This window comes from Cupriavidus sp. MP-37 (assembly GCF_020618415.1).
GTDB lineage: Bacteria > Pseudomonadota > Gammaproteobacteria > Burkholderiales > Burkholderiaceae > Cupriavidus.
In genome coordinates, this window is record NZ_CP085344.1 from 523,259 (window position 1) to 537,496 (window position 14,238).

The 14,238-nt window shown below is 65.8% G+C and carries 19 protein-coding genes; 16 read left to right on the forward strand and 3 right to left on the reverse strand.

What is annotated here, in order from left to right:
* The first annotated feature begins 1 nt into the window (after nucleotide 1).
* From rplF to dsbD, 15 genes are all read left to right on the forward strand, one after another.
* Nucleotides 2-535, forward strand: coding sequence for a 50S ribosomal protein L6 (gene rplF / locus LIN44_RS02495; protein WP_062801964.1), 534 nt, complete (start codon nucleotides 2-4; stop codon nucleotides 533-535).
* A gap of 11 nt (nucleotides 536-546) precedes the next feature.
* Complete coding sequence (gene rplR / locus LIN44_RS02500; protein ID WP_224081517.1) at nucleotides 547-903, forward strand: 50S ribosomal protein L18; 357 nt, start codon at nucleotides 547-549, stop codon at nucleotides 901-903.
* Between the two features lie 21 nt (nucleotides 904-924).
* Entirely contained in the window at nucleotides 925-1,443 is a 519-nt protein-coding gene (gene rpsE / locus LIN44_RS02505; protein ID WP_227313386.1) for a 30S ribosomal protein S5, read from the forward strand.
* 10 nt (nucleotides 1,444-1,453) lie between these two features.
* On the forward strand, nucleotides 1,454-1,636 hold the full coding sequence (gene rpmD / locus LIN44_RS02510; RefSeq protein WP_010812381.1) for a 50S ribosomal protein L30: 183 nt from the start codon (nucleotides 1,454-1,456) through the stop codon (nucleotides 1,634-1,636).
* Between the two features lie 19 nt (nucleotides 1,637-1,655).
* Entirely contained in the window at nucleotides 1,656-2,090 is a 435-nt protein-coding gene (rplO, locus tag LIN44_RS02515) for a 50S ribosomal protein L15 (RefSeq protein ID WP_012354135.1), read from the forward strand.
* A gap of 47 nt (nucleotides 2,091-2,137) precedes the next feature.
* Nucleotides 2,138-3,481 carry a preprotein translocase subunit SecY gene (secY, locus tag LIN44_RS02520; protein ID WP_012354134.1) on the forward strand — a complete coding sequence of 448 codons (1,344 nt, stop codon included), beginning with the start codon at nucleotides 2,138-2,140 and terminating at the stop codon, nucleotides 3,479-3,481.
* Between the two features lie 23 nt (nucleotides 3,482-3,504).
* On the forward strand, nucleotides 3,505-3,723 hold the full coding sequence (gene infA, locus LIN44_RS02525; protein ID WP_010812378.1) for a translation initiation factor IF-1: 219 nt from the start codon (nucleotides 3,505-3,507) through the stop codon (nucleotides 3,721-3,723).
* A gap of 30 nt (nucleotides 3,724-3,753) precedes the next feature.
* Nucleotides 3,754-3,870: a 50S ribosomal protein L36 gene (gene rpmJ / locus LIN44_RS02530; protein ID WP_008642959.1), complete on the forward strand. Its 117-nt coding sequence runs from the start codon at nucleotides 3,754-3,756 to the stop codon at nucleotides 3,868-3,870.
* A 19-nt stretch (nucleotides 3,871-3,889) separates the two neighbouring features.
* On the forward strand, nucleotides 3,890-4,255 hold the full coding sequence (rpsM, locus tag LIN44_RS02535; protein WP_008642961.1) for a 30S ribosomal protein S13: 366 nt from the start codon (nucleotides 3,890-3,892) through the stop codon (nucleotides 4,253-4,255).
* A 24-nt stretch (nucleotides 4,256-4,279) separates the two neighbouring features.
* Nucleotides 4,280-4,678 carry a 30S ribosomal protein S11 gene (rpsK, locus tag LIN44_RS02540; protein ID WP_010812376.1) on the forward strand — a complete coding sequence of 133 codons (399 nt, stop codon included), beginning with the start codon at nucleotides 4,280-4,282 and terminating at the stop codon, nucleotides 4,676-4,678.
* 303 nt (nucleotides 4,679-4,981) lie between these two features.
* Complete coding sequence (rpsD, locus tag LIN44_RS02545) at nucleotides 4,982-5,605, forward strand: 30S ribosomal protein S4 (RefSeq protein ID WP_012354133.1); 624 nt, start codon at nucleotides 4,982-4,984, stop codon at nucleotides 5,603-5,605.
* A 165-nt stretch (nucleotides 5,606-5,770) separates the two neighbouring features.
* The gene (gene rpoA / locus LIN44_RS02550) at nucleotides 5,771-6,751 is read left to right on the forward strand and encodes a DNA-directed RNA polymerase subunit alpha (protein ID WP_010812374.1); all 981 of its coding nucleotides are present in this window, start codon (nucleotides 5,771-5,773) and stop codon (nucleotides 6,749-6,751) included.
* 135 nt (nucleotides 6,752-6,886) lie between these two features.
* Nucleotides 6,887-7,282 carry a 50S ribosomal protein L17 gene (gene rplQ / locus LIN44_RS02555; RefSeq protein ID WP_010812373.1) on the forward strand — a complete coding sequence of 132 codons (396 nt, stop codon included), beginning with the start codon at nucleotides 6,887-6,889 and terminating at the stop codon, nucleotides 7,280-7,282.
* Nucleotides 7,283-7,406: 124 nt separating this feature from the next.
* Nucleotides 7,407-7,832: a divalent-cation tolerance protein CutA gene (gene cutA, locus LIN44_RS02560; RefSeq protein WP_227313387.1), complete on the forward strand. Its 426-nt coding sequence runs from the start codon at nucleotides 7,407-7,409 to the stop codon at nucleotides 7,830-7,832.
* Nucleotides 7,829-9,736 (forward strand): protein-disulfide reductase DsbD, encoded by a 1,908-nt coding sequence (gene dsbD / locus LIN44_RS02565; protein ID WP_227313388.1) that lies wholly within the window; start codon nucleotides 7,829-7,831, stop codon nucleotides 9,734-9,736. The genes cutA and dsbD overlap by 4 nt, the downstream gene beginning before the upstream one ends.
* A 41-nt stretch (nucleotides 9,737-9,777) precedes the next feature.
* On the opposite strand, the gene LIN44_RS02570 is transcribed toward dsbD, so the two are convergent.
* From LIN44_RS02570 to yihA, 3 genes are all read right to left on the reverse strand, one after another.
* The gene (locus LIN44_RS02570) at nucleotides 9,778-11,007 is read right to left on the reverse strand and encodes a magnesium transporter CorA family protein (RefSeq protein ID WP_227313389.1); all 1,230 of its coding nucleotides are present in this window, start codon (nucleotides 11,005-11,007) and stop codon (nucleotides 9,778-9,780) included.
* A 21-nt stretch (nucleotides 11,008-11,028) separates the two neighbouring features.
* Nucleotides 11,029-12,021: a porphobilinogen synthase gene (gene hemB, locus LIN44_RS02575; protein ID WP_012354129.1), complete on the reverse strand. Its 993-nt coding sequence runs from the start codon at nucleotides 12,019-12,021 to the stop codon at nucleotides 11,029-11,031.
* A gap of 250 nt (nucleotides 12,022-12,271) precedes the next feature.
* Entirely contained in the window at nucleotides 12,272-12,973 is a 702-nt protein-coding gene (gene yihA, locus LIN44_RS02580) for a ribosome biogenesis GTP-binding protein YihA/YsxC (protein WP_227313390.1), read from the reverse strand.
* Between the two features lie 497 nt (nucleotides 12,974-13,470).
* On the opposite strand from yihA, the gene LIN44_RS02585 reads away from it, so the two are divergent.
* On the forward strand, nucleotides 13,471-14,130 hold the full coding sequence (locus LIN44_RS02585; RefSeq protein WP_018004898.1) for a c-type cytochrome: 660 nt from the start codon (nucleotides 13,471-13,473) through the stop codon (nucleotides 14,128-14,130).
* Nucleotides 14,131-14,238: the final 108 nt, after the last annotated feature.

A 14,238-nucleotide genomic window follows, 5' to 3' on the forward strand; every position in this document is an offset into this window, starting at 1 on the left:
CATGTCCCGTGTAGGTAAGGCTCCCATCGCGCTCCCCAAGGGCGCGGAAGTGAACGTGGCAGCTGGCGTGCTCTCCGTGAAGGGTCCGCTGGGTACGCTGTCGCAGCCGATTCACAGCCTGGTCAAGGTCAATGTCGAGAACGACACGCTGACCTTCTCGCCGGCTGACGAGTCGCGTGAAGCAAACGCCCTGCAAGGCACCATGCGCGCCCTGGCGGCGAACATGGTCAAGGGCGTGACCACCGGTTTCGAGCGCAAGCTGAACCTCGTCGGCGTGGGCTACCGTGCCCAGCTGCAAGGCACTGCGCTGAAGCTCCAGCTTGGTTTCTCGCACGACGTGATCCATGAGATGCCGGAAGGCGTGAAGGCTGAAACGCCGACGCAGACCGAGATCCTGATCAAGGGTGCGGACAAGCAGAAAGTCGGTCAGGTTGCCGCGGAAGTCCGCGCGTACCGTCCGCCCGAGCCCTACAAGGGCAAGGGTGTGCGTTACAGCGACGAGCGCGTCATCCTGAAGGAAACCAAGAAGAAGTAAGGGGTGCAATGATGAACAAGAAAGACGCTCGTTTGCGCCGTGCACGTCAGACCCGCGCCAAGATCGCGGAGCTGAAAGTCAATCGTCTGACCGTGTTCCGTACGAATTCGAACATTTACGCCCAGGTCTTCTCCGAGTGCGGCACCAAGGTGCTGGCGTCGGCTTCGACCGTCGAGGCAGAAGTGCGCAAGGAACTGGATGGCAAGGGCGCTACCGCCGCTGCCGCTACCGTCGTGGGCAAGCGCATCGCCGAGAAGGCGAAGGCTGCCGGCGTGGAAACCGTCGCGTTCGATCGCGCCGGCTTCCGTTTCCATGGCCGCGTGAAGGCCCTGGCAGACGCCGCCCGCGAAGCCGGCCTGAAGTTCTAAGCGCAGAGAGAGAGATACGTCATGGCAAAGATGCAAGCAAAAGTCCAACAGGACGAACGCGACGACGGCCTCCGCGAGAAGATGATCTCGGTCAACCGTGTCACCAAGGTGGTGAAGGGTGGCCGGATTCTCGGTTTCGCTGCGCTGACCGTGGTTGGTGACGGCGATGGCCGCATCGGCATGGGCAAGGGCAAGGCCAAGGAAGTGCCGGTTGCGGTTCAGAAGGCAATGGACGAAGCCCGTCGCAAGATGGTCAAGGTCGCGCTGAAGAACGGCACGCTGCAACACGAAGTCGTAGGCAAGCACGGCGCCGCCAAGGTGCTGATGATGCCCGCCAAGGAAGGTACCGGCGTGATCGCCGGCGGCCCGATGCGCGCGATCTTCGAAGTGATGGGTGTCACCAACGTGGTGACCAAGTCGCACGGCTCCACCAACCCGTACAACATGGTTCGCGCCACGCTGGACGGCCTTCAGAAGATGAGCACGCCGGGCGAAATCGCCGCCAAGCGTGGCAAGTCGGTCGAAGACATCCTGGGTTAAGGTGAACGCAATGTCGCAGAAAACCGTAAAAGTGCAACTCGTGCGCAGCCTGATCGGCACGCGCGAGGATCATCGCGCCACCGTTCGTGGCCTGGGCCTGCGCCGCATCAACTCGGTGTCGGAGCTGCAGGACACGCCCGCCGTGCGCGGCATGATCAACAAGGTCTCGTACCTGGTCAAGGTTCTGGCCTGATCGGGACTTGGAGAGCAAGATGCAACTGAACAACCTGAAACCGGCTGCCGGTTCGAAGCACGCCAAGCGTCGCGTCGGCCGCGGTATCGGCTCCGGCCTGGGCAAGACCGCCGGTCGCGGTCACAAGGGCCAGAAGTCGCGTTCGGGCGGCTTCCACAAGGTGGGTTTCGAAGGCGGCCAGATGCCGCTGTATCGTCGCCTGCCGAAGCGCGGCTTCACCTCGCTGACCAAGGCGTTCACCGCCGAAGTCACGCTGCGTGACATCGAGCGCCTGGAAGCGGCCGAAGTCGACCTGCTGGTCCTGAAGCAGGCTGGCCTGGTCGGCGACCTGGTCAAGAGCGCCAAGGTCATCAAGGCCGGCGAGCTGACCCGCAAGGTGACGATCAAGGGTCTGGGCGCCACCGCTGGCGCCAAGGCCGCGATCGAAGCCGCCGGCGGCCAGATCGCAGCCTGATACGGCAGCATTCATCGCAGCATAGGCAGTCATAGTCGGAGCATCGTTTGGCCACGGCGAAACCCAATGCAAGCGCGCAAGCCAGGAACACGGCGAAGTACGGCGACCTCAAGCGCCGGCTGATGTTCCTGGTGCTGGCCCTGATCGTGTACCGCATCGGCGCTCATATTCCGGTGCCCGGTATCGACCCGGAGCAGCTTGCGAAGCTTTTCCAGAGTCAGTCGGGTGGCATCCTCGGGATGTTCAACCTGTTCTCGGGCGGGGCGCTGTCGCGCTTTACCGTCTTCGCGCTCGGCATCATGCCGTACATCTCGGCGTCGATCATCATGCAGTTGCTGACGATCGTGCTGCCGCAGCTGGAGTCGCTGAAGAAGGAGGGGCAGGCAGGGCAGCGCAAGATCACGCAGTACACGCGCTACGGCACCGTGGTTCTGGCCACGTTCCAGGCGCTGTCGATCGCGGTCGCGCTGGAGTCGCAGCCCGGGCTGGTGCTGGATCCGGGCCTGATGTTCCGGGCCACGGCAGTGATCACGCTGGTGACCGGCACGATGTTCCTGATGTGGCTGGGTGAGCAGATCACCGAGCGCGGTCTGGGCAACGGCATCTCGATCATCATCTTCGGCGGTATCGCGGCGGGCCTGCCCAACGCGATCGGCGGACTGTTCGAACTGGTCCGCACGGGTTCCATGAGCATCATCGCGGCGATCTTCATCGTGGCGATCGTGATCGGTGTGACCTTCGCCGTGGTGTTCGTCGAGCGTGGCCAGCGCAAGATCCTGGTGAACTATGCCAAGCGTCAGGTCGGCAACAAGGTGTACGGCGGCCAGTCGTCGCACCTGCCGCTGAAGCTGAACATGGCAGGGGTGATTCCGCCGATCTTCGCATCGTCGATCATCCTGTTCCCGGCGACGATCGCGGGCTGGTTCACGTCTGACTCGACCGGTGCGGTCGGCCGGTTCATCAAGGACCTGGCTGCCACGCTGTCGCCGGGCCAGCCGGTCTACATCCTGCTGTACGCTGCTGCGATTGTATTTTTCTGCTTCTTCTACACGGCCCTGGTGTACAACAGCCGTGAAGTGGCAGACAACCTGAAGAAAAGCGGTGCCTTCATTCCGGGCATTCGTCCGGGCGAGCAGACGACGCGCTATATCGACAAGATCCTGGTGCGTCTGACGCTGGCTGGTGCGATCTACATCACACTGGTCTGCCTGTTGCCGGAATTCCTGGTGCTGCGCTGGAACGTTCCGTTCTATTTCGGCGGAACCTCCCTGCTGATCATCGTGGTCGTCACGATGGACTTCATGGCCCAGGTTCAGTCCTATGTCATGTCGCAGCAGTATGAGTCGCTGCTGAAGAAGGCGAATTTCAAGGGCAATCTGACCTTGCGCTGACTTCGGATCGGTACAGGCTAGGTATGGCTAAAGACGACGTCATCCAGATGCAGGGCGAGGTCCTGGAAAACCTGCCCAACGCGACGTTCCGAGTCAAGCTGGAGAATGGCCATGTAGTGCTGGGCCATATCTCCGGCAAGATGAGAATGAACTACATCCGGATTCTTCCGGGTGACAAGGTGACGGTCGAGCTGACCCCATATGATCTGTCGCGCGCACGAATCGTCTTCCGGACGAAGTGAGCGAACAGGAATTGAAGGAAGAGGAAAATTATGAAAGTGCTGGCTTCTGTTAAGCGCATTTGCCGCAACTGCAAAATCATCAAGCGCAACGGTGTCGTGCGCGTGATCTGCTCGTCGGATCCCCGCCACAAGCAACGCCAAGGCTAATCGGAAAGAGGATTGACGAATGGCACGTATCGCAGGGGTTAACATCCCGAACCACAAGCATACCGAAATCGGCCTGACGGCTATTTACGGTATCGGCCGCTCGCGCGCCCGCAAGATTTGCGAGGCCACCGGTGTACCGTTTGACAAGAAGGTCAAGGATCTGACCGACGCCGACCTGGAAAAGCTTCGTGACGAAGTGGGCAAGGTCACGGTCGAGGGTGACCTGCGTCGTGAAACCACGATGAACATCAAGCGTCTGATGGACCTTGGTTGCTATCGTGGCATGCGTCACCGCAAGGGCCTGCCGATGCGCGGCCAGCGTACGCGCACCAACGCCCGTACCCGCAAGGGTCCGCGCAAGGCCGGCGTGGCTCTGAAGAAGTAAAGCCGAAGGCAGAGGAAGAAACTAATGGCAAAAGGTCCGAATAACGCCGCTCGCGCGCGTAAAAAGGTCAAGAAGAACGTTGCCGACGGCATTGCGCACGTCCACGCTTCGTTCAACAACACCATCATCACGATCACCGATCGCCAGGGCAACGCCCTGTCGTGGGCGACCGCCGGTGGCCAGGGCTTCAAGGGTTCGCGCAAGTCGACCCCGTTCGCTGCCCAGGTTGCTGCCGAGAACGCCGGCCGCGTGGCGCAAGACCAGGGCATCAAGAACCTGGAAGTGCGCATCAAGGGCCCCGGCCCGGGTCGTGAATCGGCTGTCCGCGCGCTGAACGCGCTGGGCATCAAGATCGCGATCATCGAAGACGTCACGCCGATTCCGCACAACGGCTGCCGTCCGCCGAAGCGCCGCCGCATCTGATGCGTTGGCGTGTCCGCAGCCGGCGGGTTTACCTGCCGGTTTCGGATATGGTAGTATCGCGCGTTCACCTGCTGCATTTTAATGCGGCAGGTTTTCGTTTTGCGCCGGGGTAGTGTCTATCACTGCACATTGCAGTGCCGGCGTCTGTGTAAATGCTTGCAGCGACTCTCCGGTAACGGAGCGCGCTTAATAAGCCCACCGTCCGTCACGGTCTGGCGCGTGCCTCGCGGCACCGCGGCAGCACTGCGTTGGCGGACTCACGGCGCGTCCTGAAGGCGCCGTGATCGATCAAAGGAAGACAACGTGGCACGTTATACCGGCCCGAAGGCCAAACTTTCCCGCCGTGAAGGCACCGACCTGTTCCTGAAGAGCTCGCGCCGCTCGCTGGCCGACAAGTGCAAGCTGGACAGCAAGCCGGGCCAGCATGGCCGCACCTCGGGTGCTCGCACCTCCGACTACGGCAACCAGCTGCGCGAAAAGCAGAAGGTCAAGCGCATCTACGGCGTGCTCGAGCGCCAGTTCCGCCGCTACTTCGCCGAAGCCGACCGCCGCAAGGGCAACACCGGCGAAAACCTGCTGCAACTGCTGGAATCGCGCCTGGACAACGTGGTGTACCGCATGGGCTTCGGCTCGACCCGCGCTGAAGCGCGCCAGCTGGTGTCGCACAAGGCGATCCTGGTGAACGGCCAGACCCTGAACGTGCCGTCGGCGCAGATCAAGTCGGGCGACGTCATCACCATCCGCGAGCAGTCGAAGAAGCAGGTCCGTATCGCCGAGGCGCTGTCGCTGGCCGAGCAGTCGGGTTTCCCGACCTGGGTCGCCGTGGACGCCAAGAAGTTCGAAGGCACCTTCAAGCAAGTCCCGGATCGCGCCGATATCTCGGGCGACATCAACGAAAGCCTGATCGTCGAACTGTACTCGCGTTAATCCGCGAGCACCCGGCCCAGAGCTTGCGTTCGTCGCAAAGCTTCTCCTTCAGCCCGACGCGCTTCGCGCGCGTCGGGCTTCGCCCATCGTTACGATGGGATTTCCAGGTTCCAAACGTCAGCCTTATCGGTGTAACGAGCCGAGGGTATTGAAAAGGACAACCTAATGCAAACAGCACTCCTCAAGCCAAAAATCATCGCCGTCGAGCCTCTGGGCGACCATCACGCCAAAGTCGTGATGGAGCCGTTCGAGCGCGGCTACGGCCATACGCTCGGTAACGCCCTGCGTCGCGTGCTGCTGTCGTCGATGGTCGGTTATGCCCCGACCGAAGTCACGATCGCTGGGGTGGTCCACGAGTATTCCACCATCGACGGCGTGCAGGAAGACGTCGTCAACCTGCTGCTCAACCTGAAGGGCGTGGTGTTCAAGCTGCACAACCGCGACGAAGTCACGGTGTCGCTGCGCAAGGATGGCGAAGGCGTGGTCACGGCCGCCGATATCGAGCTGCCGCACGACGTCGAGATCATCAACCCGAACCACGTGATCGCCCATCTGTCGGCCGGCGGCAAGCTGGACATGCAGATCAAGGTCGAGCAGGGCCGCGGCTACGTGCCGGGCAACGTGCGCAAGTTCGGCGACGAATCCGGCAAGGTCATCGGCCGCATCGTGCTGGACGCTTCGTTCTCGCCGGTGCGCCGCGTCTCGTACGCGGTGGAATCCGCCCGCGTGGAGCAGCGTACCGACCTCGACAAGCTGGTGATGAACATCGAAACCGACGGCGTGATCTCGCCCGAGGAAGCGATCCGCCAGTCGGCCCGCATCCTGGTCGACCAGCTGTCGGTGTTCGCCGCGCTGGAAGGCACCGAGTCGGCCGCCGAGGCCGCTTCGAGCCGCACGCCGCAGATCGACCCGATCCTGCTGCGCCCGGTCGACGACCTGGAGCTGACGGTGCGTTCGGCCAACTGCCTGAAGGCCGAAAACATCTACTACATCGGCGACCTGATCCAGCGTACCGAGAACGAACTGCTCAAGACCCCGAACCTGGGTCGCAAGTCGCTCAACGAGATCAAGGAAGTCCTCGCCTCGCGTGGCCTGACCCTCGGCATGAAGCTCGAGAACTGGCCGCCCGCAGGTCTGGAGAAGTAATTGCGGCGCGGGGCATCCGTCCCGCATCGCAGCAACCGTCCCGGCTTCGGCCGGGGCATGTATGACTACCGGCCCGCGTCCAGCCGCATCGGACGATAGAAGAGCTGGTCAAACACTTAACTGAAAGGAATCATCATGCGTCACCGTCATGGTCTGCGGAAACTGAACCGCACCTCGTCGCACCGTCTCGCGATGCTGCGCAACATGTCCAACTCGCTGTTCCAGCACGAGCTGATCAAGACCACCGTGCCCAAGGCCAAGGAACTGCGCAAGGTCGTCGAGCCGCTGATCACGCTGGCCAAGAAGGACACCGTTGCCAACCGCCGCCTGGCCTTCGCCCGCCTGCGCGACCGCGACATGGTCACCAAGCTGTTCACCGAACTGGGCCCGCGCTACGCCACCCGTCCGGGCGGCTACACCCGCATCCTGAAGTTCGGCTTCCGTCAGGGCGACAACGCGCCGATGGCGCTGGTCGAGCTGGTGGATCGTCCGGAAATCACCGAAGCCCCGGCCGAAGAAGCCGCGGAATAAGTGCGTTTCCTGCCTGCGGCCGTCGCGCGACGGTTGCGGGTACACCGCTTACAATCGAGCCAGGCATGCGCCTGGCTCTTTTGTTTTGTGCGGGTCGGCGGCGGCCGGTCGAGGGAGAGTGTCGATGCAAAGCCATACTGAGCAGGGTGCCGGTCCGGACGAGGTGCTCGTCGTCGTCACCAATGCACCCGATGCCGATACCGCGGCGCGCTTGTCGCGGGCCGTGCTGCAGGCGCGCGCCGCGGCCTGCGTGAACCGTCTGGCGCCGGTCGAATCCGAGTACTGGTGGCAGGGCAAACTCGAGCAGGCGCAGGAATGGCCGCTGCTGATCAAGACCACGCGCGCACGCTACGCTGCGCTCGAGGCCGTGATCCGGCAACATCACCCCTATGACGTGCCGGAGCTGCTCGCGCTGCCGGCGTCGGCGGGCTACGGGCCTTACCTGGAATGGGTGCGCAGCGAGACCGCCGCGCCGGGCGGCGACGCCCGCGGCGCAGCACCGGGTACAGCAGCACCCCAGGATCCAAGCAAACAGGAATCGGCTTCATGAACATCGGGTTGGCACGGCGGGCGGACACGCCCGTGCAGAGATGGGCGCGGCATATTGCCGCAGCGCTGCTGGCGGCGCTGGCCTGGCTATGCCTGGCGGGCAGCCTCCACGCCGCCACCGAGGACGACTTCCTGCCGCCCGAGCAAGCCTTTCGCTTTGCCGCCAGCCAGCCCGACGACCAGACCATCGAGGTGCGCTTCGAGGTCGCGCCGGGCTACTACATGTACCGCGAGCGCTTCGCCTTTGCCGCGCAGCCGGCCGATGTGAAGCTGGGCGCGCCGGCCTATCCCCAGGGCAAGGTCAAGTTCGACGAGACCTTCGGCAAGGAGATGGAGACCTACCGCGACACCGTGGTCATCCGCATCCCGGTCGCGGCCGCGCCCGCCGACGGCAAATGGACGCTGACGGTGACTTCGCAGGGCTGTGCCGACAAGGGCCTGTGCTATCCGCCGATGGAAAGCGTCTACAAGGTGGGCGGCAGCGCACTGGCCGACCTGTTCGGCAAGCGCGGCCGCAGCGATGCAGCGGCGGCCGCGCCGGCGCCGGCACCCGCCCCGCAGGCCGCGCCGTCGGCATTGCGCGCAGACGATAGCGACCGCATCGCCGGCGCGCTGGCCAGCCGCAACTTGGGCCTGGTCGGCGCACTGTTCTTCGGACTGGGCCTGCTGCTGACCTTTACGCCGTGTGTGCTGCCGATGGTGCCGATCCTGTCGTCGATCGTGGTGGGCGAGCACGTCACGCGCGGCCGCGCACTGGTGGTCTCGCTGGCCTATGTGCTGGGCATGGCGGTGGTGTACACCGCGGTCGGCGTTGCCGCGGGGTTGCTGGGCGAAGGGCTGTCAGCCGCGTTGCAGACGCCGTGGGTGCTGGGCGCCTTCGCGGCGCTGATGGTGGCGCTGGCGCTGTCGATGTTCGGCCTGTACGAGCTGCAGCTGCCGCAGCGCTGGCAGACCCGGCTGACGGAATCGTCCAACCGCCGCCAGGGCGGCCAGGTGGCTGGCGCCGCGGCGATGGGGGCGATTTCCGCGCTGATCGTCGGGCCGTGCGTGACCGCGCCGCTGGCGGGCGCGCTGGCCTATATCGCGCAGAGCCGCGATGCCGTGATCGGCGGCGCGGCGCTGTTCGCGATGGCGCTGGGCATGGGCGTGCCGCTGGTGCTGGTGGGCGTGGGCGCGGGCAACCTGCTGCCGCGCGCCGGCCGCTGGATGGAGGTGACCAAGCGCTTCTTCGGTTTCCTGCTGCTGGGCGTGGCGCTGTGGATGCTGGCGCCGGTGCTGCCGGCGTGGACCACGATGCTGCTGCTGGCGGCGCTGCTGCTGGTGGCGGCGGTGTTTCTCGGCGCCTTCGACGGCCTGGGGCCGGATCCGCGCAACCTGGTGCGGGTGGGCAAGGGCGTGGGCGTGCTGTTTGCCATCGCCGCCGCGATCGTGCTGATCGGCGTGGCCTCGGGCGGGCGCGATCCGCTGCAGCCGCTGTCGCACCTGAGCGTGGCGCGCACTGGCGGCGAAGGCGCAGACGCTGCGCAGGCGGTGCGCTTCGAGCGCGTGAGCAGCGTGGCCGAGCTCGACGCGCGCGTGGCGCAGGCCGCCGCCGCGGGCAAGCCGGTGCTGCTGGATTTCTATGCCGACTGGTGCGTCAGCTGCAAGGAAATGGAGCGCATGACCTTCGTCGATCCGCGCGTGCGCGCGCGGCTGTCGGAGCTCGTGCTGCTGCAGGCGGACGTGACCGCCAACAATGCCGACGACAAGGCCTTGCTCAAGCGCTTCGGGCTGTTCGGGCCGCCCGGCATCATCCTGTTCGGGCCGGATGGGCGCGAGCGCCCGGTGCGCGTGATCGGCTACCAGTCGGCCAACCGCTTCTTGGAAAGCCTGGAGCGCGCGTTCGGCACGCGTACACGGACCTGAGGCGGACCTGAGGCGCACCTGAGGCGTACCCAGGGCTGCGGCTAGCGCTCCAGTTGCCGCGCCAGCGCCCACAGCGCCGCCAGTACCACCGCCACCGCGCCCATCAGGCCGATCGACCACCAGAAGCCCTGCGGCTCCTGCAGCCAGGGCATGCGCTCGAAGTTCATGCCGAAGACGCCGGTGATCAGCGTCAGCGGCATGAACAGCGCCGTGATCAGCGTCAGCGCGCGCATGGTGCGGTTGGTCCGGTGCGCCACCGCCGAGAAGTGGATCTGCACCGCCGATTCGATCGAGTCCTCCAGCCGCCGCGCGTGCGCCAGCACCCGCTGGATATGCTCCATTACGTCGTTGATGCGCACCAGTAGCACCTCGTCGCGCCCCGGCGCATTGGCCGCGCCGCCGGCCTGGTCGCTGCTGTAGCGGTTGTCGAGCAGGCTGTCGCGGAATTCCTGCAGCGCGTCGCGCTGCTCCTCGCTCAGGTGTTCCAGCTTGCGCAGCTGGATGCGCGCATCGAGCAGGCCCTCCCAGCTGGAGAAGCTGCGGCGCGAGTTCAGCAGCGCGCGCTGCCAGCGGTCGAGCTGGCGCGTCAGCGGCGCGCGCAGTTCCAGGTAGCGGTCGACCATGGCGTTGAGCAGCCGCAGCATCAGGTCTTCGGGCCGGCTCGGCGGACGGATGCCGTGCAGCAGCGACTGGCCGTTGCCACGCGCGGGCGCGGCTTGCGGGCGCGGGGCCTGGCACAGCTCGAGCAAACGCTGCCGCACCTGGTCGATGGTGCGCGACGGCCCCGAGCGCACCGTCACCAGCACGGTGTCGAACATGAAGAAGGTGACCGGCTGGGTGTCGATCTTTGCCAGCGCCGGCAGGAAGCCCGGCGCATAACGCTTCTGGCGGGCCGCTGCCTCGGCCGCGGCCGGCTTGGTGGTGCCGGCGGGGCCGGTGGTGCCGGCCGCGTCCTGCGGTTCGGCCTCGGCAATGGCGCGGCTGGTTTCGAAGGTCAGCTTGCGGAAGATCACCATGTCGTACGCATGGGTCGTATCGAAGTACGACGGATGCGCGGCGTTGGTGGCGTCGGCCAGGTGCAGGTCGAGGATGGGCGCGCCGGCAAGCTGGCGCACCTGCTCGCGCCATGCATCGGGCGCCGCGGTGACTTCGTCGGTGGAAAAATCCGCCCACACGAACAGCGACGCGGCATTGCCCGACAGAAAGCTGGCGGCCTCGGCGAGCGAGGCGAGCGGGTGTACCTGGCTGGCGGAGAACCCTAGCAATTCCATAGGCGCGCCATCCGTCGGCCGTCAGGCCTGCAGCAGCCGCGCGGCGTCGCGGGCGAAATAGGTCAGGATGCCGTCGGCACCGGCGCGGCGGAACGCCAGCAGCGACTCCATCATCACCTTGTCGTGGTCCAGCCAGCCGTTCTGCGCCGCGGCCTTGAGCATCGCGTACTCGCCGCTGACCTGGTACACGTAGGTCGGGAAGCGGAACTCGTCCTTGACCCGGCGCACGATGTCCAGGTACGGCATGCCGGGCTTGACCATCACCATGTCGGCGCCTTCGAGGATGTCCTGCGCCACTTCGCGCAGCGCTTCGTCGGTGTTGGCCGGATCCATCTGGTAGGTCATCTTGTTGCCCTTGCCCAGGTTGGCGGCCGAGCCCACCGCGTCGCGGAACGGGCCGTAGAACGCCGACGCGTACTTGGCCGAGTACGCCATGATGCGGGTATGGATGTGGCCGTTGTCTTCCAGCGCGGTGCGCACCGCGCCGATGCGGCCATCCATCATGTCGGACGGGGCCACGATGTCGACCCCGGCCTCGGCCTGCGCCAGCGCCTGGCGCACCAGGATCTCCACCGTCGCATCGTTGATCACGTAGCCGTTGTCGTCGAGCACGCCGTCCTGGCCATGGCTGGTGTACGGGTCGAGCGCCACGTCGCACAGCACGCCGAGTTCGGGGAAGCGGTCCTTGAGCGCGCGCACGGCGCGCGGCACCAGCCCGTCGGGGTTGGTGGCCTCGATGCCGTCGGGCGTCTTCAGCGACGGGTCGATCACCGGGAACAGCGCCAGCACGGGAATGCCGAGCTTGACGCAGTCCTCGGCCACCGGCATCAGCAGGTCGACCGAGACGCGCTCCACCCCCGGCATCGACGCCACGGCCTGGCGCTGGTTCTGGCCGTCGAGGATAAAGACCGGGTAGATCAGGTTGTCCGGGGACAGGCGATGCTCGCGCATCATGCGGCGGGAGAAATCATCGCGGCGCATGCGGCGCGGGCGGAACTCGGGGAAGGTGGACATGGCGGCTTCTTGACGGAAGAGGACGAGATGCAGGGCCGGCAAGCACGACGCGCGCGGCGTCAGGCGGCCGGCCGAAGAAAAACTAAACTTTTGTGCGTGCCCGCCATCATACTCGCGGACACTTTGCGTTGCGCGCTGCGTGGCGCGGTGTCCCCCGCTACTCCTCCCTGAGCGGGTACCCGCCGCACCGGCGGGAAAGTTTGTCCCCGTTGCTCGCGACGGGGCTTTTTTTTGCGCGCGCCGTTCGGGATCAAGCGGCCGGATCGGAAGCGGGAGGCACGGCGTTCGCGGCGGCGGGCTCGCGTTGCGCCTTCTGCGCTTCCGGCAGGTTCAGCCAGCTCGCGATCACGCCCTGCGCCTCCTCGATGCCGCGGCGCTTCAGGCTCGAGAACAGCTGCGCCGTCATCGGCACCGGCGTTTCCAGCTGCTCGGCATAGCCCTGCAGCATCTTGCGGGTTTCGCGCAGGGCCTTGGCGTTGTCGCTGTTGGTCAGCTTGTCGGCCTTGGTCAGCAGCACGTGGATCGGACGGCCGGTGGGCAGGAACCACTCGACCATCTGGCAATCGAGATCCGTGAACGGCCGGCGCGCGTCCATCATCAGGATCAGGCCGGCCAGCTGCTGGCGCGTCTGCACGTAATCGCTCAGCAGGCCCTGCCAGTGGTACTTGGCCGAGCCCGAGACCTCGGCATAGCCGTAGCCCGGCAGGTCGACCAGGAACGCGAGCGGGTCCGGCGCCTTGACCGGCGCCACCGAGAAATAGTTGATGTGCTGCGTGCGCCCGGGCGTGCGCGACGAGAACGCCAGCCGCTTCTGGTTGCACAGGATGTTGATGGCGGTGGACTTGCCGGCGTTGGAGCGGCCGGCGAACGCGACCTCGGGCACGGCCGTGGCAGGCAGGTCGCGCAGGTGGTTCACGGTGATGAAGAAGCGGGCCTGGTGAAGAAGGGACATGCGCTAGAGCGGTAGGGCGGGCCGCGGAGGCCGCGCAAGCGCGTGCCGGGGCCGGGGTCTCGCCAGGGTGGGATGGCTGCGGCCTGGGCCGCCCGCCGGGGTTGATCTGGCGCAGCCGCAAGCAGGCACGACAAGGCGCAAGGCATCAATCCGGCACTTAACTTATTGTACAATACGCCGGTTTACGGTCTCCTGAGCGGGTGACGCGTGGCATCCATGCCGCGTGCCTCGGCTGCCGTCGTCCGGGCGGGAAGCCTAGTGTGTCGTTCCATCGTGGGCAAGGCCTTGCCCCGCGTTGCGCGTTTGCACCGGACGGTGCGGCGGCCGCGGGAGCGGGCTGGCGGGGTCTGCCGCCACGGCCAGCGTTGCGCGGATCGGTCAGCCGCACGCGGGTCGCCACGATTCCCAGCCTTTTGCACCGGCGCGTCCTCACCGCCGGCAAAGCGCCGGAGCGGCACGCATCACGGTATCCAAAACAATTCAGAGAAGGTGTGCGAATGAACCGCATTGCGAAGATTCTGGGTGTCCTGGCTCTGGCCGTTCCTGCCGCCGCCCTTTCCGGTCTGGCATCTGCCGCAGAGCAGGCCGCCGCGAAGGCGGACCCGGCCAAGGGTGAAACGCTGTACACGCAAGGTGCCCCTGATCGCAATGTGCCCGCCTGCCTGAGCTGCCACGGTGCCGCCGGCAACAGCGCGGCCGCCGCCAACCCGAAGCTGGCCGCGCAGCATCCCGAGTACGTCCACAAGCAGCTGGCCGACTTCAAGGCCAAGACCCGCAACAATGCAATCATGGTGCCGATGGCGTCGGTGCTGACCGACGAGGAAATGCGCAACGTCGGCGCCTACCTGGCCAAGCAGTCGCTCAAGCCGGCCACCGCCAAGAACAAGGACAGCATCGAAGCCGGGCAGAAGATCTACCGCGCCGGCATCGCCGCCAAGGGCGTGCCGGCCTGTGCCGCCTGCCATGGCCCCGCCGGCGCAGGCATTCCGGCGCAGTATCCGCGCATCGGCGGCCAGTGGGCCGACTATACCGAGGCACAACTGGTGGCATTCCGCCAGGGCACCCGCAAGAACAACCCGGTCATGACGACCATCGCCGCCAAGATGTCGGATGCCGAGATCAAGGCGGTGGCGGACTACGTCGCCGGGGTTCGCTGACGATCCGGGATTCCGCGACGCTGGCGCCTGCGCGCGCCGGCGCACCGGTTGAGCGGCCGCCGCCGGATGGCGCGGCCAGGCATGCAACCGAACGCGCTTGTCACAATC